This is a genomic window from Acinetobacter sp. 2JN-4 (genome assembly GCF_003687745.1).
GTDB lineage: Bacteria > Pseudomonadota > Gammaproteobacteria > Pseudomonadales > Moraxellaceae > Acinetobacter > Acinetobacter halotolerans.
In genome coordinates this window covers 135,663-156,904 of record NZ_RDNY01000001.1, presented here as the reverse complement: position 1 = coordinate 156,904, position 21,242 = coordinate 135,663, and the positions used below count along the sequence as shown (strand labels likewise).

The window sequence follows — 21,242 nt, the reverse complement described above, 5'->3', positions numbered from 1 at the left end:
ATAAAAATGCAGGTAAATGAATGCTTTTTGTATTGGTCTTTCCTTACTTTTCAGGGATGAAAAGTAACAAAAATCCTTTGTTGCGCTGACGGTACATCCTTGATACCGCAGCGCCACAGGCGACATCCATGTCGCCTACCACGATAGTAAATAACAACTACAAAATTACTTATAAAGCTTCAGAAAATCAATAGCCTTAAAATATCACTCATTCACCAATGGCTGTTCCACTTTAAAATTTGGTGGCGTCAACACTGTTTTTCGAATTTCATTCGACAGTTCAGGATAATCCAATGTGTAATGCAAACCACGCGATTCCTTACGTTCCATTGCACAACGTACAATCATTTCCGAAACCAAAACCAAATTACGCAATTCGATCAAGTTCTTGCTTACACGATAATCTCGATAGTATTCATTGATTTCACGTTTCAACATTTCAATACGATGTAAAGCACGTTGTAAACGCTTAGTCGTACGAACAATGCCGACATAGTTCCACATGGTAGAACGCAGCTCATCCCAGTTTTGAAGAATGACAACATCCTCATCTGCATCGGTGACTTGAGATTCATCCCAAGAGGGTACATCTGGAAATTCAAAGCTCATATTGTGCTTGTTTTGAATATCTTCTGCTGCACTCATGCCATAGACAAAGCATTCAAGCAGCGAGTTACTCGCCATACGATTTGCACCATGTAAACCTGTATAAGAGGTTTCACCAATGGCATATAAACCATCGAGATCCGTTTGGCTATGTTCATCGACCATCACGCCACCACAGGTATAGTGTGCTGCTGGGACTACAGGGATCATATCTTTGGTAATATCAATCCCAAGCTCAAGCAAACGTGCATAGAGCGTAGGGAAGTGTTCAATAATAAATTCAGGTGTCTTATGTGTGATGTCCAACCAAACATGGCGGATACCGAGGCGCTTGATTTCATGGTCGATCGTCCGCGCGACAATATCACGTGGTGCAAGTTCAGCACGTTCGTCAAAACGCAACATAAAACGTTCACCATCTGGCAGACGTAAATATGCACCTTCACCACGCATCGCTTCGGTGATCAAGAAGGAGCGAGCTTTTGGGTGATATAAGCAAGTTGGGTGGAATTGGTTAAATTCCATATTGGCAACACGGCAACCTGCACGATAAGCCATTGCAATTCCATCACCTGTTGCGATATCAGGATTTGATGTATACAGATACGCTTTCATCGCACCACCACAAGCTAAAGCTGTGAATGGCGCTAAGAAGGTATGAACTTGTTCCGTATTTTCATTTAAGGCATATAAACCAATCGCGCGATTGGTTTGATCTTGATGACCAAGTTTGTGCAGTGTAATAAGGTCAATCGCAATATAATCTTCAAAAATTGTAATGTTTTCGCGTTCTTGTGCGCGTTCAACCAAGGTTGTTGAAATGGCCTTACCTGTTGCGTCGGCGGAGTGAATGATACGACGTTGAGAATGTCCGCCTTCACGAGTGAGATGAAGTTGTTCATCATCATCCAAAGTGAATTGCACGCCTTGCTTCAGGAGAAAATCAACCGAAGGCTTGCCACCTTCAACCGTATGTTTGACCGCATCTAATTCACATAGATGTCCGCCTGCAATCATTGTGTCATTAATATGTTGTTGAATAGAGTCTGTTTCGTCTAAGACCGCAGCAACCCCACCTTGTGCATAGAAAGTGCTAGCTTCTGTTAAAGCTGCTTTTGCTAAAATGGCAATGTTGTAATGACTTGGTAAAGAGAGTGCAAGACTTAAACCTGCACCGCCACTGCCCACAATAATCACATCAAAATGGTGAATTGCTTTTAAATCAGGCATGTCAATCTGCTTCAGTTTTAAACGTTCGCTAATGACAACGCTTTTTCATTAAAAAGGCAAGGGCTAATCTGCCTAGAGTTGAATGAATTTTTAGCAAATGTGATGATATTTAATCTGCGTAGCGGTTCACTATATCTTCGTATCGAGTGATGGGGCTATTGTTGGTGATTCTCATACGCTCGAAAATGAAAGCATGAGTGATGTTCGGTATTTTGATTATTTATTAACATTTTTATCTGCAACACCTGTTTATATCTTGAAAAGATAAACATATTTTTACGAAAATATGAGTGGGCATATGCTAAAAACATAGTCTAAAATTTTTTTTGATCATCAGTCTGTAGGTTCTTGCTTCATGAAAAGTCGCTTTTTACAACAAGGAATGTATGCTGCGGTATTTACAGTTGCCGCTGCTCAAGTCAATGCTGCAGCGCCAGTAGATTTTTCAAATCTGGTTGAGCAGGTTAGCCCTGCTGTGGTGAGTGTCAATGTTGTGAAAAAAATGACTCAGGAAGAGTTGTTACAGCAACAAGTCCCAGAAATTCTACGCCGTTTTTTTGGCAATCAGGTGATTATTCCTCAACGCCAAGGCCCGCAAGAAAAAACAGCTTTCGGTAGTGCATTTTTTATTAGTAAAGATGGCTACTTGGTGACAAACCATCATGTGATTTCAAATGCTTCACGTATCAGCATCACTTTAAATGACCGTCGTGAGTTTGACGCAACATTGGTGGGAAGTGATGAAAGGACCGATGTTGCGGTACTTAAGGTTGAAGGGGCGAATTTCCCTGAGTTAAGAGTGGGTGATGTAAACCAGCTTAGAGTTGGTGAGCCTGTTCTGGCCATTGGTTCTCCTTTTGGATTTGATTATTCAGCATCAGCAGGGATCGTCAGTGCAAAATCACGTAATATGAGTGGTGAGACGTCAGTTCCTTTTATTCAAACTGATGCAGCTTTAAATCCGGGTAACTCTGGTGGTCCATTATTTAACCAACGCGGTGAAGTGGTCGGCGTCAACTCTCGAATTTTTAGTGGCACAGGCGGTTATATGGGCTTGTCATTCTCGATTCCGATTGATGTCGCGATGGATGTGGTTCAGCAACTGAAAGCCAATGGTAAAGTGACCCGTTCTTATCTGGGTATCATGCTCCAAGATATTGATCGTAATTTGGCTGAAGCATATAAATTACCAAAACCTGAAGGTTCATTGATTACTCAAGTTGCACCAAAATCACCAGCAGAAAAAGCAGGTTTAAAATCAGGTGATGTGATCTTAAAAATTAATGGCACAGCTATTTCTCGTACCAGTGATTTGCTCTATACGCTAAACCGTACTGCTCCGAATCAAACCATTCGATTAGATGTTTTACGTGATGAAAAAATTCGTACCGTTTCAGCAACTTTAAGTACTGCACCAGATGACACACCTGCAGCAGAAGATAAAAATAACCCAACCAATGGATTGGGAATGAGTATCCGAAATCTGACACCTGCTGAGCAATCTCGCTTAGATGTGTCTGGTGGTATTTTGGTACAAGAGGTGAAACGTGGTGGTTTGGCTTCGTTGTCAAATATTGTTGCTGGTGATGTGATTCTACAAGTCAACGGGGTTGCGATTACGGATAGTGCAGCTTTTGCCAAAGTGATTGCTGGATTGCCTAAAGGAAGTGTTGCGCGTGTTGCAATTATTCGTCAGGGTCAACGAGCAATATTGGGTCTACGCCTACAATAAGATTTCATAATGCAAATAAAAAACCACTCTCACTTTGAGTGGTTTTTAATTTTGTCATATCGATGGGTTTGCATTACTGTGTGCAGCAGTGTATGGATTTAAAAAGTATAGCTATATTATGAGTACGATTTTTGATTTAAAAATACAGGTTCAACCTGAACATATTGATGTGCTGGGTCATGTCAATAACGTGGTCTATGTGCAGTGGATGCAAGATGTGGCGGCTGCACATATCGAAACGCTAGGCTTAGGTTTGGCGCAGTATTTAGAACTAAAACATGCCATGGTTGCAGTTGAACATCATGTGCAATATCGCAAAGCTGCGCTTGAAGGTGAAGAAATTATTTTACGGACATGGCTAGATGATATAAATGCGCTGTACTCGTTCCGTCAGTATGCATTTTATCGTCCAAAAGATCAGAGTGTCTTGTTTATTGCGAATACCAAATGGGCTTGTATCGAGATTGCAACTGGTCGTCCAAAGCGTATGTCACCAAGCTTCTCCCAAGCGTATCAGCCTATCTCAACCGATTTGAATCCAATGGATTTTTCGGTTTCTTATGCGCAGATTTCTCCAGTTTAAATCTAAATAAGATGCTTATGTTTGCTCTTAAATAGGCATCATTATTTTGAATACTTTGAAAGGTCGTTCTGTTATAATCCCTAACAATTTTGTTAAACCGCTTTGGCTCATCGCTTTTTTAAAGGATAGAGCGTTCTATTTTCTCAAGGTAACCCATGGCGCAAGCTAAAAAATCCGTAGATATCAAAAATATACGCAATTTCTCGATTATTGCTCATATTGATCATGGTAAGTCAACTTTGGCTGACCGCTTTATTCAAATGTGTGGTGGCTTACAAGATCGTGAGATGCAGGCTCAAGTACTGGACTCTATGGAGCTTGAGCGCGAACGTGGGATTACCATTAAAGCTGCGTCAGTTACGCTGTATTACACGCATCCAAACGGTCAAGAATATCAACTGAACTTTATTGATACACCAGGACACGTTGACTTCTCTTATGAGGTTTCGCGTTCTTTGGCTGCATGTGAAGGCGCGTTGTTGGTTGTGGATGCTGCACAGGGCGTAGAAGCTCAGTCAGTGGCGAACTGCTATACCGCAATTGAGCAAGGCTTAGAAGTATTGCCAATCTTAAACAAGATTGATTTGCCTCAAGCAGAGCCTGAACGTGTTATCCATGAAATTGAAGAAATTATTGGTATTGAAGCAACAGACGCACCGACATGTTCAGCAAAAACAGGTTTAGGCGTTGAAGGTGTCTTAGAGCGTTTGGTGGATGTGATTCCTGCACCTGAAGGTGATCGTGATGCACCGTTACAAGCTTTAATTATTGACTCATGGTTTGATAATTACTTAGGCGTTGTCTCGTTGGTTCGCATTAAACAAGGTCGTATCCGTAAGGGCGACAAAATGTTGGTGAGATCGACAGGTCAGACGCATCCAGTCACTTCTGTAGGTGTGTTCAATCCAAAACATAGTGAAACCGATATACTCGAAGCGGGTGAAGTTGGCTTTGTTATTGCTGGGATTAAAGATATTTTTGGTGCGCCAGTGGGCGATACCATTACTTTATCAAGCACGCCAGATGTTGCGATTTTACCGGGCTTTAAAAAGGTTAAACCGCAGGTCTATGCGGGCTTATTCCCGATTGATGCTAGCGATTTTGAACCGTTCCGTGAAGCACTACAAAAACTACAGATTAATGACTCTGCTTTATTTTTTGAACCAGAAAGTTCAGATGCTTTAGGTTTTGGTTTCCGTTGCGGCTTCTTAGGCATGCTGCACATGGAGATCGTACAAGAGCGTTTAGAGCGCGAGTATGATCTTGATTTGATCAGCTCTGCACCAACAGTGATTTATGAAGCATTGACCAAGAAGGGCGATATCATCTATATCGATAGCCCATCAAAAATGCCAGATGGTTCAACAGTTGAAGATTTGCGTGAGCCAATTGCTGAGTGTCATATTCTTGTACCACAGGAATATCTAGGCAATGTCATGACCTTGTGTATTGAGCGCCGTGGTGTGCAAAAAGACATGAAATTCTTGGGCAATCAAGTTTCACTCACTTTTGAAATCCCAATGGCTGAAGTGGTCATGGATTTCTTTGATAAATTGAAATCTTGTTCACGTGGTTTTGCATCGCTCGACTATAACTTTGTACGTTTTGAAAGTTCAGCATTGGTTAAGGTTGATGTGTTAATTAATGGCGAAAAGGTTGATGCCTTAGCAATGATTTGTCATCGTAATGATGCACGTCACCGTGGTATTGCACTGGTTGAAAAAATGAAAGACTTGATCCCTCGTCAAATGTACGATGTGGCGATTCAAGCGGCCATAGGTGCGCAAATCATTGCACGTTCTACTGTAAAAGCGATGCGTAAAAACGTATTAGCAAAATGTTATGGTGGTGACGTATCGCGTAAGAAAAAGTTACTTTCAAAACAAAAAGAAGGTAAGAAACGCATGAAACAAGTGGGAAGTGTTGAAATCCCTCAAGAAGCGTTCTTAGCTGTATTGAAAGTTGAAAGATAAATAAATGTGGCTGGCAGAACAAAGTGTTGCTTTGTCCAGCCCAAGACAAGCAGCTTGTCGGCTGCAAGTGAGGGTGTGTGGATTTTGATTTTAATTTGATTCTGGTACCTGCCACACTTATATTTTTCATGGTGTGGTTGCTTGATAAGTTTGTACTCAAACATCGTGCAAACAAAGGGCGAGATCAGGAAAATTTTATCATTACATGGGCGTATGATTTCTGGCCTGTATTGGCGATCGTACTCGTTTTGCGCTCTTTCCTATATGAACCATTTAATATTCCATCTGAGTCTATGGTTCCGACCTTAGAAATTGGTGATTTTATTTTGGTCAATAAATTTGATTATGGTGTGCGTTTACCGATCGTAAATACCAAAGTGATCAATGTCGGTGAGCCAAAACGTGGTGAAGTCATTGTCTTCCGTTATCCACCACAACCTACTATTAGTTATATCAAGCGCGTTGTCGGTTTGCCGGGCGATCATATTCAATATAAAGACGGTCAGTTGGTGATTAATGGTGAGCAGGTTGCCAAAGTTTCGACTGAAGTTAAGCGTGAAAAAGATCTATTGGAAACACCAACAGTCTCTTACTTTAAAGAAACTTTAGGTGATCATCAGTATTCGGTTCGCTATATAGACGGACGTAACTCTTTGGTTGAAACCTATCAATTTGCACAAGCCAAAGGTGCAGATGCATTGGTTCCATTTGTTGCTAAAGCCAATGACGTGTTTATTCAGAGTCAAGGGCAAGATTGGGAAGTGACTGTACCAGAAGGTCAGTACTTTGCTATGGGTGACAACCGTGATCAAAGTGCGGATAGTCGTTTTTGGGGCTTTGTACCTGAAGAAAACTTAACAGGTCGTGCTTTTTATGTATGGATGCATAAAGAACCTGGTTTTAAACTTCCAAGTTTTAACCGAAATGCTAAAATTGACTAATAAATAAAAAACACATAGGAAATATAAAGATGCGTAAATCTCAGTTGGGGACTTCGTATATTGCAATTTTATTTGGGGTGGTTTTATTTGCAGTTGCTGTGAAAGCAGCAATTGCAATTTGGCCAGCGTACTGGGATGACAAAGTGATCGACAGTCAAATTGAGGGACTATTAAAAGATAGCCCACAAAATACGACACCGAGTAAATTTGCATCTCAGATGGATCAGCGTTTAGATATGAATGGAATACGTGATCTTCGTTTTAAGGATGTCGCACAAGCCACATATAAAGATGATTTGATCGTAAACAAAAAGTATGAAGTGCGGAAGCCTTTCATGCTCAATATTAGTTTAGTGATGACTTTTGAGAAAACTTTTGACCAAAAATCTGCCAAACAAGCTCAGTGATAGTCGCTTACAAGGGCGAATCGGTCACCAGTTTAAACAAGTTGACTTGTTGACACTGGCTTTAACCCACCGCTCTGTTAGCCATAAACACAATTACGAACGCCTAGAATTTCTAGGCGATTCGTTATTGGGAATGATCATTGCCAATTATTTATATCAGGTCTACCCTTTAGAAAATGAAGGGCGTTTGACGCGTATGCGAGCGACGCTTGTGAGACAAGAAGCACTCGGTAAAATCGCCAATGATTTACAGCTCAGTCGGTCATTAATCTTAAGTACTGGTGAGTTAAAATCTGGTGGTCATCACCGCGAGTCTATCCTTGCCGATACGGTTGAGGCGATTATCGGTGCGATTTATTTAGACTGTAATGATCTAAACCAGCTACAAAGCATTGTGTTAAAATGGTATGAACCATACCTTGATTATATTGAACCCACAGATCAACTCAAAGACCCGAAATCACGCTTACAAGAGTATTTACAAGCACGTAAAAAACCTCTCCCAGTTTACGAGGTTGTAGATATTCAGGGCGATGCGCCAAATCAACATTTTACGGTGGAATGTTTGATTGATGGTTTGCCTAAAATCCATGGTGAGGGCTCAAGTCGTCGATTCGCTGAACAAACAGCAGCGGCTGAAATTTTAAAATTATTGGAGCAATAACTTGATGTCTCATTCAAATGACAATCAATCAGAAATTACTGAACCGCAAGATGATCAAAATGTTGTTGATCAATTTTTTAGTTCTAAAGAAGTCACCATTCCTTCGGATTTCAAAAGCGGCTTTGTCGCAATTGTAGGTCGTCCAAATGTGGGTAAATCAACGTTGATGAACCATCTATTAGGACAAAAACTTTCGATTACTTCACGTAAACCACAAACCACTCGTCATAAAATTGTGGGCATTGATTCGCGTGAAAAATCACAAGCGGTATTTGTTGACACCCCAGGAATGCACAAAAAAGAAGTCCGTGCGATCAATAAAATGATGAACCGTGCTGCACATTCTGCGTTGCGTGATGTGAACTTGGTTTTATTTGTAGTTGATGCACAAAAGTGGACTCAAAATGATGAGCTTGTTTTAGAGAAACTTAAAAACGCAGAAATGCCTGTGATTTTGGTGATCAACAAACTTGATACTTTTGAAAATAAAAATGAAGCACTTCCACTGATTCGTGAACGTGCCAAATTAATGAACTTTGCTGAAATTGTCCCTGTTTCAGCTTTGCGTGGTGCGAATCTAGATCACTTGCGTGACACTATTGAAAAGTACTTACCTTATCAAGCGCCATTATATTCATTGGATCAGATCACGGATCGTTCAGAACGTTTCCTTGCAAGTGAAATTATCCGTGAAAAAATTATGCGTCAGTTGGGTGAAGAACTACCATACGATTTAACTGTACAGATCGAATCATTTAAAACTGAAGAAGCAGTGATGAATGAAAAGACGGGTAAATTGAAGTCTGCTTGTACTTATATTGATGCGACCATTTTTGTAGAACGCCAAGGTCAAAAAGCCATTGTGATTGGTGACAAAGGTGCGAAGCTGAAAAGTATCGGTATGGATGCACGTGCAGACATGGAAAGAATGTTTGAGCAAAAGATTATGCTGACGCTTTGGGTTAAAGTGAAAGGTGGCTGGTCTGATGATGAACGTGCGCTGAAAAGTCTGGGTTATAGCGATATTTAAAAAATTTATTAAGATGGAAGCAGGTATGAAAATCACAATACGAGTAATAGCGATCGTGACATGTATATTCATGTTGCAAGGGTGTATTCATAAAGTGGTGACTGTACCTGTTAAAGTTGCCTATAAAACCACCAAGGGCGTTGTGAAAGGCACAGCGGCTGTGGTGGGTGCTGTGATTCCTGATGGTGAAGATGATGAAAAAAAGGATGCAAAGGACTAGGGTGAGTCGCATGCTATGATGCGCAATGAGGTCTTGCATGGATATTTAATTCATCATCGTAAATACCGAGAAAAAAGCCATATTGTGCATTTGTTTACACAGGAATATGGTCGGGTGGATGGGATCCTGAGACAGACTCCGCCACCCCAATATCAACCGATCCGTTTACAAGCCACAGGCAAATCTGAACTTAAAAATTTCACTAAGTTGGAAATTTTAAATCAACCAGTTTTTTTTCATGGCGATGCTTTCTTTGCTGGTTTTTATTTAAATGAAGTCATTTTGCGTTTGTGTTCGCTTGAAGAAGCGATGCCACAAACATTTCAGCAATATCAAATGGTTTTATTGCAGTTACAGCTACTTGCATCGCATGAACAAGCATCTTTGTTTTTGCGTCAAATTTTACGTCAATTTGAGCATGTTTTATTGCAAGAGCTAGGCTATGCAATTGATTTCTCAGTGGATGGTAGCCAACAACAAGTTCAACCATCTCAGCATTATCAATTTCAGCTTAATGATGGTTTTATGCCTGTTGCAAAAGCCTCACGTTCAACGCTAGATGGTGCTCTAATTGCATCCATGCTCAGTTATGAACAAGGTCAGGATTTTTCTCACGAACAATTGCAATTATTAGGTAAACTATACCGTCAAATGATTAGCTCATTGTTGGGTGATCGACCGCTGAAAAGCCGTCAACTTTGGATTCAAAATACTCAAACTTAATCATTCAAAAGCAAAACTTTTAAGTGCTTTAGGGTGAAAAACAATAGGATATTTTTATGGCTGCAATATTAGGTGTAAACATTGATCATGTTGCGACATTAAGACAAGCACGTGGTACAAATTACCCTGATCCTGTACAGGCTGCATTGGTCTGTGAACAAGCAGGTGCAGAAGGCATAACCTTACATTTACGTGAAGATCGTCGTCATATACAAGACGATGATGTTCGTCGCATGCGTCCATTATTGAAGACACGCATGAACCTTGAATTAGCAGTCACCGATGAAATGGTTGAGTTTGCCAAAGAAATTAAGCCTCAACATGTGTGTTTTGTGCCTGAACGCCGCCAAGAAGTGACAACAGAGGGTGGCTTGGATGTGGTTGGTCATTTTGAAAAAGTTAAAGCTGCGACAGAAGCACTCAAAGCGATTGGATGTGATGTGTCACTATTTATTGATGCAGATTTAGCCCAGATTGATGCGGCAGTTGCATGTGGTGCGCCAACCATTGAAATCCATACAGGTGCTTATGCGGACGCGGAGACGGATGAACAACAGCAAACAGAATTGGCACGCATCGTCAAAGGTGCTGAATACGCCGCTGCGAAGGGGTTAGTGGTCAATGCTGGACATGGTTTAAACCTAGAAAATGTCGCGCCTATCGCCGCGATCCCGCAAATTCATGAATTAAACATTGGGCATTCGATTATTGCAGATAGTGTATTTGTCGGGTTGGCTCAAGCGGTAAAAGAGATGAAAGCAGCGATTCAGGCTGCTGCGAGATAAGTTGATGAGTAGTATGAATTACGATGAGTTGATGCAACCTGTGATTGGTTTTTTAGGTTGTACTACACCTCAAGCATGGTTAGATGAAGCCATTAATAATCTTGAAATATTGATGCAAGACCATGCAAATTGTGAAAAGAAAGCTGCCAGTACGGCAATGAACCTGATGTTTCGCTATAGCTTTTTTATTGACTTACAAGTGAAGTTGGCGCAGCTCGTGCGTGAAGAAATGCTGCATTATGAGCAGGTTCTTGAGTTTATGAACAAACGTGGTCAAGAATGGAAGGGGTTGAGCGCGGGGCGCTATGCAGGTGGTTTACGCAAAGAAATCCGTACCTATGAACCTGAGGCCTTGATTGACGTGATGATCATCGGGGCATTTGTAGAGGCGCGTTCTTGTGAGCGATTCTATGCACTTGCACCAATTGTTGATGATGAGCTCGGTCGCTACTATCGTTACTTGCTTAAATCAGAATCACGTCACTTTGAGGATTATTTGGCGCTGGCTTTAGATGTTGCGAAAACGGCGAAACTAAAAGATCCTGAAGAAACCATTCAACAGCGGATTGAGTATATTCGTGAAGTGGAGAAGTATCTGATTTTAAGTCCAGATGATACTTTCCGTTTCCATAGTGGTGTGCCAGCAAAGATCGTCGCTTAATTCTGAACTAAAGTTGAGAAGACCTCTGATAATTTCAGAGGTTTTTTTATTTCTATTATGAATATACAAATAAAAAGCCCATATCAGTGATATGGGCTTTTTAGAATCTTGGCTCTCCCACCTGGGCTCGAACCAGGGACCTGCGGATTAACAGTCCGTCGCTCTACCGACTGAGCTATGGGAGAATCTGACAGCCATTATAGGCGGCTTTTAAGATCGGTCAAGTTAAAACTGCCATGTTTCTTTCATTTTTGTGTTGTATGCTTTTTATTTGCACAATTAGCGTTAAATCGAAAAAAATACTTGAAACTTGAACATGTGATTGCTAGATTTAATTCAGAAAGAGCGTTTAGACATTGATCTAGACAGTGTGGATTTAACCCTACTTGCCAGCACTAAAATGGCTAAACCGGAGGTCAAAATGACTATTCTTCGTATTCAATCTATTTTTTCAAATCTATCTTTTTATCAAGAACATTATCTTGATATCCTCCAAGATCCTGAGCGTTATTACACGCCTGTTGAAAGTTCATTTATCAATACATTTCCTTTTAAGAAACAAGCCTTGTTCTTGGGCGATTTATTGCAGTTATGGTTCGGTAATAAGTGGAAAATCCTAGATTCACGCAATTTATTGAGTCAAAAAAATCCACTCACCGTAAACCAACAAAGCCCTTTATATTTATTTCAACTCGGTGGTGAATTGATTTTAGGCGCAAATACAGCTTTGGCATGGTCTGTTGCAGAAGAGAAGATTGTTACGGTACAAGTGAAGAGTATTTGGCAATATGCGGTATTCAGTCATTTATTTACGCGACCGAAAAATTTTAAAGTAAAAAAGGCAATTGCTTAATTTACTTAGATTATTTTTAATATGGGGTTTTACAAATTGTCCGTTTGTTAAAAATATGCGTTGTTTTAAACTATTTGAACTTATGAAGAATAATTTAAAAGTAAGGTGAATTTATAATGAATGGACAATGTGTTTGTGGTGAAACCACTTTTGAAGTTGAATTAAAAAATCATGATGTGCATGTCTGCCATTGCTCTATCTGCCGTAGACAGACCAGTGGAGTAATCATGACAATTGATGTTGAGCAGGGAAGTCTAAAATTTCTTAAACAAGATCACCTTTCGGTTTACAACTCATCTGCTTGGGGTGAGCGTGGTTTTTGTAATGTTTGTGGTACAACTTTGTTCTGGCGGACTAAAGACCAAAATTACTGCAATATCAATGTATTCTCACTGAATGAACAGCCGAAAGACTTAAACTTGGATATGGAAATCTACATTGATTGCAAACCTGAGTTTTATGCTTTCGAAAACTCAACCAAGAAATTGACCGAAGCTGATGTCGTTGCTTTGTTTAATGCTGAATCTTCGGATTAGAATTAGACGTTTGATTGGATATTAAAAAAGGAAACTCCATTGAGAAGTTTCCTTTTATTTAAAGCAAATAGGTTGATTATTTGGCAGTTTTTTCTGCTTCTATTGAGGCAATCGCTGCATCTACACCATCAATTGAATCAGCTGCTTGCTTGATACGTGCAAGTGCGTCAACTAAAACTTCGTCAGCCGTTGCATAAGAAATACGCATAAAGCCACCTAAACCAAATGCGTCGCCAGGAACAACAGCAACGCCAGTTTCTTCGAGTAACCATTCAGAAAATTCTGTGCAAGATTTTAGACCTTTGGCACGAATTAAAGGGCGAATATTAGCGTAAGCATAGAATGCGCCATCTGCTGTTAAGCAAGAAATACCCTTGATTTCATTCAAGCCATTTACCACTAAGTCGTGACGACGTTTGAATGCTTCAATCATCGGCTTAAGAACATCTTGTGAACCATTCAAGGCCGCTTCAGCAGCAACTTGGGAAATCGATGTCGGGTTAGAGGTTGATTGTGATTGGATCTTTTTCATTGCACCAATAATTTTTGCTGGGCCCGCCGCATAACCAATTCGCCAGCCAGTCATAGCATAGGCTTTCGATACACCATTTAATACGATGGTACGGTCATATAAATCAGGCGCTACAGTCGCAATGTTATAGAACGCATCTTCCCAACGAATTGGTTCATACATATCGTCTGAAGCGACATAGACATGTGGATGACGACGAAGTACTTCAGCCAAAGCTTCTAATTCAGCTTTAGTGTAGATCATACCCGTTGGGTTAGATGGGCTGTTTAAGACCACTAAACGAGTATTTGCAGTAATTGCTGCTTCTAATTGCTCAGGGGTGATTTTAAAGCGTTGATCTTCACCACACTTTACGATCACAGGTGTGCCTTCCGCAATAATCACCATATCTGGATAGCTTACCCAAAATGGAGCAGGGATGATCACTTCATCGCCTTTATTTAACAAAGCGAGTGCTAAGTTAAAGAAGCTTTGTTTACCACCACAAGACACCAAAATATGGTTAGCTTGATAATCTAAATTATTGTCACGTTTTAATTTTGCAATAATTGCTTTCTTTAAGCTTGGAGTACCGTCTACTGCTGTATATTTTGTAAAGCCTTTGTTGATCGCTTCAATTGCAGCATCTTTGATGTGTTGAGGGGTATCAAAGTCTGGTTCGCCTGCACCTAAACCAATCACGTTTTTACCAGCAGCTTTAAGCTCAGCAGCTTTGTTGGTGACTGCAAGTGTAGGAGATGGTTTGATGGCATTGACACGATCAGAGAGACGTACGTCCACGGCATTATTCCTTCTTATGGGATTAAAAATAAAAAAGCATGTTATCTTAGCTTAAATAGAAATGATTGTGGTTGAAACCTGCCTTAATCGTATAAAAAGTTACCAAATTGTAAGTATTGGTTTGGTTCTCATTTTTTTCATATTTTATTTTTATCATCATCATAAAAAATCTATTACAATAGTGGTTAGAAATTTTGATTTCGAGAGAATTTCAATGAGTGATCAACAACCAAAAGCCAAAAAAGCTTTGGTCAAATTACCTTTCCCGATGCCATCGGCACAGGATGATTCTGAGAGTGCTGTGCATAATCAGGTGCGTCCAAAGCCTGAGCAATACGCAGATCGAACGTGGATGCCACCGCGTGGTACTCGTCGTTCGATGGGGAAACGTTAGAAAAAAGCCAATCATTATATGATTGGCTTTTTTATTTTAAGTACGATTAATTGGGTGCTGAATCTCAAGTTCGCCACGCCAAAGTTTGATGAAGTCTTGTTCATCTATGTCATAAAGTTCCATCAGCGCAATAATCACACTGACAAAGATCATCGCGCCTTCGGTGTTATTTTGAAAATGGAAAATTTTTCCATTTAATTTACCTAAAATATCCTTGATTTCATGTTCACGTCCTCGTCCATAACGATCACGTGGGTATAGTTCTTCATTCAGAACAATTAAGGCAATGGCTTTTTCAGCAGGGGATAATTGGGTTTTATCTAAAGCTTCAGTAAAGGATTCATAGCCATGATTGAAATAGAAAATGACGTCATCGGTGATAAAGGTATGGACCATATCTGCCGTTAAGTTTGGAAATTGTGAAACCGCATCTTCTTCAATATAGGGGCGGAATGATTCAGGGAAAATAACATTGGAATGAATCCCTTTAAATAAAGGTGCAATTTCTGACACTTTATAGCCTGCAATTCCACAACCGAGAGCAGTCAAAAAGTATTTTGTTTTGGGATGATTTTCGGCATAGATTTTAAAATCATTCACATAATGCTCAATTTGTGAGAGTGGCATTTGCTGAATGTGTTCATTCAACGTTGGAATGGCAAAACTTTGACCTGCCCAACCACGTCCAACACCTTTCACTGCTGCAAAATGTTGTGCGGCAACCCGAGCTGCGCCACTGTCATGTTGACCTGCGAGATTACTGCCAAAAACAAAAACAGTATCTTCTGGGAGTTCGGTGACTATACTTTCATCGTGGTATTGGTAAGACATATTTTTATCATTAAAATTGTGTATAAGTTTCATGTTGCAACTGATTGCGTAGTTGGTCAAGTAGAAAAATGAATACATGAGAGTGTTCTATGATTATGATCATTTTATGCGGTTGCTACATAATAGTGAATATTTCAGCATTGAGTAATCCTCAATCATCCCCATAAAATGAATGAACTAAAATTTAGTATGACAGTATCTTTATGAGCGAAAACCAACCATTCGAATTAGTCACCAATTATCAACCTGCAGGCGATCAACCACAGGCGATTGAAAAATTGGTCAGTGGCATTGAACAAGGTTTTCGTAATCAACTGCTACTGGGCGTTACAGGTTCAGGTAAAACCTACACCATGGCAAATGTGATTGCCCAAACCCAACGTCCAACCATTGTCATGGCACATAATAAAACCCTTGCAGCTCAGCTTTATGGGGAGTTCAAATCTTTTTTCCCCAACAATGCGGTTGAGTATTTCGTTAGTTATTATGATTACTATCAACCCGAAGCCTATGTGCCGTCATCAGATACTTTTATTGAAAAAGATTCAGCCATTAATGATCACATTGATCAAATGCGCCTCTCGGCAACACGGGCATTATTAGAACGTCGAGATGCGATTATTGTGGCATCGGTTTCTGCGATTTATGGTTTGGGTGATCCGAATGCGTATATGCAGATGTTGCTACATATTGTGCAAGGTGATCGAATCGGTCGTGATGACATTATCCGTCGTTTGGTTGAGATGCAATATACCCGTAATGAACTAGAGTTTTTACGTGGTACATACCGTATCCGCGGTGAGATTATTGATATTTTCCCTGCGGAATCCGATCAGGATGCGATTCGCGTTGAATTGTTTGATGATGAAGTTGATTCGATCCGTTGGTTTGATCCTTTAACTGGAAAATTGGTGCGGAAAGTTCCGCGAGTTACCATCTATCCAAAAAGTCATTATGTTACGCCAAAAGATCATTTAACCCGTGCGATTGATACCATCAGAGATGAGTTGCAAGATCAACTTAAGTTTTTCCGTGAGCACGACAAACTGCTTGAAGCCCAACGCATCGAGCAACGTACGCGCTATGACTTGGAAATGATGCAGCAATTGGGCTATACCAATGGCATTGAAAACTATTCACGTCATCTTTCAGGACGTCCATCGGGTGAAGCACCGCCGACACTCTTTGATTATATCCCTGAAGATGCTTTGTTGATTATTGATGAATCGCATGTCACCGTTCCTCAAATCGGCGCGATGTATAAGGGCGATCGTTCACGTAAAGAAAACTTGGTGAATTATGGTTTTCGCTTGCCGAGTGCGCTGGACAATCGTCCGATGAAGTTTGAAGAGTGGGAACGAATTGTGCCGACGACTGTTTACGTCAGTGCAACCCCTGCACGCTATGAAATGGAAAAATCTGAACAGATCGTAGAGCAAGTGGTACGTCCAACGGGTTTGATTGATCCTGAAATTGAAGTGCGTCCTGTACTAACTCAAGTTGATGATGTTTTATCTGAAATTAATCTGCGTAAGCATTTGAATGAACGTGTGCTGGTGACGACATTGACCAAACGGATGGCCGAAGATTTAACTTCATATTTGAAAGAGTATGGCGTGAAAGTCGCGTATTTGCATTCGGACATTGATACGGTTGAACGCGTTAAAATTATCCATGATCTTAGAACAGGGGTACACGATGTTCTGATCGGGATCAATTTATTGCGTGAAGGTTTGGACATGCCAGAAGTTTCTTTGGTGGCGATTTTAGACGCTGATAAAGAGGGTTTCTTACGCTCGGAACGATCATTGATTCAGACCATTGGGCGTGCAGCACGTAACGTCAAAGGCAAAGCAATCTTATATGCGGACCGTATTACTGATTCGATGCGTAAAGCCATAGATGAAACAGATCGACGCCGTGCAAAACAAGTTGAATTTAACCTATTGCATGGTATTACGCCACGCAGTACCGTGCGCCAGACAACCAAAGAAATTGATTCAGGCGAAGTGTTAACTGATGATGAAATCGATGACAAAGTGCTTGATCAAGCTCAAGCAATGAGTGCTGATGAACAACACCTTTTATCTGATCCAAAATTGTTTGCGAAGCAGATCGGTAAACTTGAGAAGGAGATGCTCAAAGCCTCTAAAGAGTTACAGTTTGAGCAGGCAGCAAGGTTACGTGATGAAATCGTGCGCTTAAAAGCATATATGCTGCAATCGTAATATAGGAGAGAAATTCTCAAGAGTGATACATTTCTCAACAGTTTTTGTTTATAAAATAGGCTAGCTTAATAAGCTAACTATATGACTATTTATAACAAATTTCTGTTTTGAGGATTTATCATGCCATTGATTACAAATTTCCCAAAATCGAGTTGGCGTTTAGCAAAAATTGCAATTGGTGGCGTAGTCCTGACAGGGTTGGCTATCGGGACATACGCTTATGCTCAATCAAAGCCTTTGCCTACCGTTGAAAAAGTAGAATTAGATAAGTATTTGGGTATTTGGTATGAGGTTGCACGTAAACCGATGTTTTTTGAGCGTAAGTGCGCTTATAACATCTCTGCTACATATACAGTGAACGAAAATGGCAATATCGTGGTAGATAACAAATGCTACGATATCGATGGAAATTTACAGCAAAGTTTAGGCGAAGCCTTTGTCGCAAATGCGCCATTTAACAGCAAATTGCGTGTTAGTTTTTTACCTGAAGGTGTACGTTGGATTCCAGTTGGGCGTGGCGATTATTGGATTCTAAAACTGGATGAAGAGTATCAAACTGTATTGGTCGGTGAACCACGCCGCAAATATTTATGGGTACTTTCGAGGACTCCAACACCGAATAAAGAAATTATTCATGAATATCTGAATTATGCCAAAACGGTTGGTTATGATATTGGTGATGTGATTTATCCTGAATATCGTTAAATAAACTATATTCGCTAAAAACCATGCTTGCATGGTTTTTTTATTTGCATATAGTGGATAAATCATGCATTCGCTAGCGTTTTTTTCTAGCCTAGATAGAGGTCAAAATGTTCAAAGGTATTATTTACTCAGTTTTGGCCTCTGTAACCTTTGGTGTTTTATTTTTTTACACCAAAGTATTAGGTGCATTTGATAGCGAGCAAACTTTTGGTTGGCGTATCATTGCGACTTTGCCATTTTTAACCTTGTTCATGTGGTTCAGTGGCGATTTGATTCATATCAAAACTATATTTAAACGGATTCTGGCAAAGCCAAGTTTGTTATTGTTTCTAATGACGACCTCATTACTCACTTCAGTGCAACTGTGGTTATTCCTATGGGGACCAATGCATGGTCGTGGTTTGCAAGTTTCATTGGGCTATTTCTTATTGCCGCTGATCTTGGTTTTGGTCGGAAGTGTGCTGTATGGCGAGAAGCTGTCAAAGTTTCAATGTGTCGCAGTTGCTTTGGCGATGTTTGGAGTAGGACATGAGTTTTGGCGCTTAGGCAGCATTGCATGGGAAACTGCGCTCGTCGCGATTGGTTATACCGCGTATTTTGTGATTCGTAAAAAAATTCAAACGGATAATTTAGGTGGTTTTTGGTGGGATTTATTGCTGATTCTTCCTATTGCAATTTTCCTTACTCAAACAGGGGATACGCCGTATCTCAAGTTTTTTGATGCGCCAGTTCTCATTGCGATCATCATGGGGCTTGGATTCTTAAGTGCAATTGGTTTGGGAAGCTTCATTTTAGCAAGTCGTTATCTGCCACTGATTATTTTTGGTTTATTGGGATATTTAGAACCGGTGCTTTTGGCGCTTGTTTCCTTGTTGCTTGGAGAGAAAATCGGCGCAGAGGAATGGTTCACTTATATTCCAATTTGGTTGGCTGTACTGGTTTTAGTGATCGAGGGTGCTGTACATTTATTGCAACAGAGAAAACGAAAGCAACATTTGGAACTTAATTTAAAACAATACCCAAAACGCTTAGATGACGACCAATGAACAATGATTGCTTTAAAATGGATCACGGCTATTACGATGATTGAAAAAGATTTTTACCTAAAATCACAAAAATAATTATAGGTATTTTATGAATTTATGGCTGATTGCGACAAAATCTCAACAACTTGAGCAGCTTTTGATTCAATCTTGATGATAATTCTATTACAATTAGGCGTTTTTAAAATTCACGCCCAGTATAGATATTAAATTAGAGGACGTAACTGTGAGCAAAGACACTATCGTTGCCCTACACGCAGAACATCAAGGCCGTTGGAAAAACCGTGAAGAAATCGCGGAACACATGATTGCGTTGATTGGTCAATTATACCGTGAGAAGAATATTGTTGTTTCTGTTTACGGTCGTTCTTTAATAAACCGTTCAGTAATCCAGATCTTAAAATCACATCGTCGTACACGTATGCTTGATGTTGAGCTTTCAGTTGTCAATACCTTCCCAATCTTGGAAGCGTTAATGAAAGTTCAAAACATTGGTTCTGCTGAAGTTGATATCGGTAAACTTGCTGTTGAATATAAAAATGAAGGTGGTGATGTAGACGCTTTTGTTGCAAAAGCAGTGTCATCAATCGAAGGTAAGGCAACTTCTGAACAACCTAAAGATGTGGTGCTATACGGTTTCGGTCGTATTGGTCGTATCTTGGCCCGTTTAATCATCAGCCAATCAGGTTTAGGTCGTGGTTTAAGCCTTAAAGCAATCGTTGTGCGTAAATCATCTGATGGTGACTTAGCAAAACGTGCTTCATTATTACGTCGCGATTCTATCCACGGTACTTTTGCTGGAACGATTTCTGTCGATGAAGAAAATGAAGCAATCATTGCCAATGGTAACTTCATTAAAGTGATTTATGCATCAAGCCCAAGCGAAGTAGACTACACCGCTTATGGCATCAATAATGCACTTTTAATCGACAATACGGGTAAATGGCGAGATGCTGAAGGCCTGAGCCAACACTTGAAATGTGCAGGTGTTGCACGTGTTGTATTGACTGCGCCAAGTAAAGGCGAAATGAAAAACGTAGTATTTGGTGTAAACAACACTGATATTTTAGATGAAGACAAAATCATCTCTGCTGCAAGCTGTACCACTAACGCAATTACACCTGTATTAAAAGTTTTAGATGACAAGTACAAAGTATTAAATGGTCATGTTGAAACAGTTCACTCATTCACAAATGACCAGAACTTGATTGATAACTACCATAAAGCTGATCGTCGTGGTCGTGCTGCAACTTTGAACATGGTTATCACTGAAACAGGTGCTGCGAAAGCCGTTGCTAAAGCTCTACCTGCATTGAAAGGTAAGTTAACAGGTAACTCTGTTCGTGTTCCAACACCAAACGTTTCTCTTGCAATCTTGAACTTGAACTTAGAGAAAGAAGTTGATCGTGAAGAAGTGAACGAATATATTCGTCAAATCTCGATTAACTCTAGTTTACAAGGTCAAATTGGCTATACCAACTCAAGTGAAGTGGTATCAAGTGACTTTATTGGTTCACGTACTGCGGGTGTGTTTGATGCGCAAGCAACAATTACCTCTGGTACTCGTTTAACTGCTTATGTTTGGTACGATAACGAAGTTGGCTACAGCTGCCAAGTGTTACGTATCGCAGAACAAATGTGTGGCGTAAACTATACAAAAATTCCTGCTGAAACAAATGCATAATTTGTTTTTAGGTTGAAAATTAAAACCCAGTTTCGACTGGGTTTTTTATTGACTGTACAGAATACAAGCAGATTAAAACACAAAAATCGTTGAGAATAATG

At 40.2% G+C, this 21,242-nt stretch carries 21 protein-coding genes and 1 tRNA gene; 18 read left to right on the top strand and 4 right to left on the bottom strand.

Annotation, left to right across the window (positions count from 1 at the left end):
• Positions 1–204 precede the first annotated feature (204 nt).
• Positions 205–1,842, bottom strand: coding sequence for an L-aspartate oxidase (gene nadB / locus EAH57_RS00880; protein ID WP_171407351.1), 1,638 nt, complete (start codon positions 1,840–1,842; stop codon positions 205–207).
• Between the two features lie 349 nt (positions 1,843–2,191).
• Between nadB and EAH57_RS00875 the strand changes: the two genes are divergently transcribed.
• The 11 genes from EAH57_RS00875 to EAH57_RS00825 all read left to right on the top strand — a co-directional run bounded on the left by EAH57_RS00875 (position 2,192) and on the right by EAH57_RS00825 (position 11,555).
• Positions 2,192–3,568: a Do family serine endopeptidase gene (locus EAH57_RS00875; RefSeq protein ID WP_121928436.1), complete on the top strand. Its 1,377-nt coding sequence runs from the start codon at positions 2,192–2,194 to the stop codon at positions 3,566–3,568.
• Between the two features lie 118 nt (positions 3,569–3,686).
• On the top strand, positions 3,687–4,151 hold the full coding sequence (locus EAH57_RS00870) for an acyl-CoA thioesterase (RefSeq protein ID WP_121928435.1): 465 nt from the start codon (positions 3,687–3,689) through the stop codon (positions 4,149–4,151).
• 155 nt (positions 4,152–4,306) lie between these two features.
• Entirely contained in the window at positions 4,307–6,124 is a 1,818-nt protein-coding gene (lepA, locus tag EAH57_RS00865) for a translation elongation factor 4 (protein ID WP_121928434.1), read from the top strand.
• A 77-nt stretch (positions 6,125–6,201) separates the two neighbouring features.
• Positions 6,202–7,065 (top strand): signal peptidase I, encoded by an 864-nt coding sequence (gene lepB, locus EAH57_RS00860; protein ID WP_121928433.1) that lies wholly within the window; start codon positions 6,202–6,204, stop codon positions 7,063–7,065.
• A gap of 29 nt (positions 7,066–7,094) precedes the next feature.
• The gene (locus EAH57_RS00855) at positions 7,095–7,472 is read left to right on the top strand and encodes a DUF4845 domain-containing protein (RefSeq protein ID WP_004668857.1); all 378 of its coding nucleotides are present in this window, start codon (positions 7,095–7,097) and stop codon (positions 7,470–7,472) included.
• Positions 7,441–8,136, top strand: coding sequence for a ribonuclease III (rnc, locus tag EAH57_RS00850; protein WP_004668855.1), 696 nt, complete (start codon positions 7,441–7,443; stop codon positions 8,134–8,136). The genes EAH57_RS00855 and rnc overlap by 32 nt, the downstream gene beginning before the upstream one ends.
• 4 nt (positions 8,137–8,140) lie before the next feature.
• Positions 8,141–9,166 carry a GTPase Era gene (gene era / locus EAH57_RS00845; RefSeq protein ID WP_121928432.1) on the top strand — a complete coding sequence of 342 codons (1,026 nt, stop codon included), beginning with the start codon at positions 8,141–8,143 and terminating at the stop codon, positions 9,164–9,166.
• 25 nt (positions 9,167–9,191) lie between these two features.
• Complete coding sequence (locus tag EAH57_RS00840) at positions 9,192–9,386, top strand: NF038104 family lipoprotein (protein WP_121928431.1); 195 nt, start codon at positions 9,192–9,194, stop codon at positions 9,384–9,386.
• Positions 9,387–9,401: 15 nt separating this feature from the next.
• Complete coding sequence (gene recO, locus EAH57_RS00835) at positions 9,402–10,109, top strand: DNA repair protein RecO (RefSeq protein WP_121928430.1); 708 nt, start codon at positions 9,402–9,404, stop codon at positions 10,107–10,109.
• A gap of 56 nt (positions 10,110–10,165) precedes the next feature.
• Positions 10,166–10,894 (top strand): pyridoxine 5'-phosphate synthase, encoded by a 729-nt coding sequence (gene pdxJ / locus EAH57_RS00830; RefSeq protein ID WP_121928429.1) that lies wholly within the window; start codon positions 10,166–10,168, stop codon positions 10,892–10,894.
• Positions 10,895–10,898: 4 nt separating this feature from the next.
• Positions 10,899–11,555 carry a tRNA-(ms[2]io[6]A)-hydroxylase gene (locus EAH57_RS00825; RefSeq protein WP_121928428.1) on the top strand — a complete coding sequence of 219 codons (657 nt, stop codon included), beginning with the start codon at positions 10,899–10,901 and terminating at the stop codon, positions 11,553–11,555.
• Positions 11,556–11,664: 109 nt separating this feature from the next.
• On the opposite strand, the gene EAH57_RS00820 is transcribed toward EAH57_RS00825, so the two are convergent.
• A tRNA-Asn gene (locus tag EAH57_RS00820) sits at positions 11,665–11,740 on the bottom strand.
• A gap of 236 nt (positions 11,741–11,976) precedes the next feature.
• Here EAH57_RS00820 and EAH57_RS00815 point away from each other — a divergent pair.
• Entirely contained in the window at positions 11,977–12,408 is a 432-nt protein-coding gene (locus EAH57_RS00815; RefSeq protein ID WP_121928758.1) for a hypothetical protein, read from the top strand.
• A 116-nt stretch (positions 12,409–12,524) separates the two neighbouring features.
• The gene (locus tag EAH57_RS00810) at positions 12,525–12,944 is read left to right on the top strand and encodes a GFA family protein (protein ID WP_121928427.1); all 420 of its coding nucleotides are present in this window, start codon (positions 12,525–12,527) and stop codon (positions 12,942–12,944) included.
• Positions 12,945–13,020: 76 nt separating this feature from the next.
• Here the strand turns inward: EAH57_RS00810 and EAH57_RS00805 are convergent, their stop codons facing one another.
• Positions 13,021–14,256 (bottom strand): pyridoxal phosphate-dependent aminotransferase, encoded by a 1,236-nt coding sequence (locus tag EAH57_RS00805; RefSeq protein WP_121928426.1) that lies wholly within the window; start codon positions 14,254–14,256, stop codon positions 13,021–13,023.
• Between the two features lie 214 nt (positions 14,257–14,470).
• Between EAH57_RS00805 and EAH57_RS00800 the strand changes: the two genes are divergently transcribed.
• Positions 14,471–14,650, top strand: a complete 180-nt coding sequence (locus tag EAH57_RS00800; protein ID WP_005195874.1) for a hypothetical protein — start codon at positions 14,471–14,473, stop codon at positions 14,648–14,650.
• 36 nt (positions 14,651–14,686) lie between these two features.
• Here the strand turns inward: EAH57_RS00800 and EAH57_RS00795 are convergent, their stop codons facing one another.
• A complete protein-coding gene (locus EAH57_RS00795; protein ID WP_121928425.1) occupies positions 14,687–15,481 on the bottom strand; it encodes a hypothetical protein in 795 nt (264 codons plus the stop codon).
• Positions 15,482–15,684: 203 nt separating this feature from the next.
• On the opposite strand from EAH57_RS00795, the gene uvrB reads away from it, so the two are divergent.
• The 4 genes from uvrB (at position 15,685) to EAH57_RS00775 (ending at position 21,141) form a co-directional block, all read left to right on the top strand.
• Positions 15,685–17,709 (top strand): excinuclease ABC subunit UvrB, encoded by a 2,025-nt coding sequence (uvrB, locus tag EAH57_RS00790; RefSeq protein ID WP_121928424.1) that lies wholly within the window; start codon positions 15,685–15,687, stop codon positions 17,707–17,709.
• Between the two features lie 120 nt (positions 17,710–17,829).
• Entirely contained in the window at positions 17,830–18,414 is a 585-nt protein-coding gene (locus EAH57_RS00785; RefSeq protein WP_004668835.1) for a lipocalin family protein, read from the top strand.
• A gap of 107 nt (positions 18,415–18,521) precedes the next feature.
• Positions 18,522–19,460 (top strand): EamA family transporter RarD, encoded by a 939-nt coding sequence (rarD, locus tag EAH57_RS00780; RefSeq protein ID WP_121928423.1) that lies wholly within the window; start codon positions 18,522–18,524, stop codon positions 19,458–19,460.
• A gap of 223 nt (positions 19,461–19,683) precedes the next feature.
• On the top strand, positions 19,684–21,141 hold the full coding sequence (locus tag EAH57_RS00775) for a glyceraldehyde-3-phosphate dehydrogenase (RefSeq protein ID WP_004668833.1): 1,458 nt from the start codon (positions 19,684–19,686) through the stop codon (positions 21,139–21,141).
• Positions 21,142–21,242 lie beyond the last annotated feature (101 nt).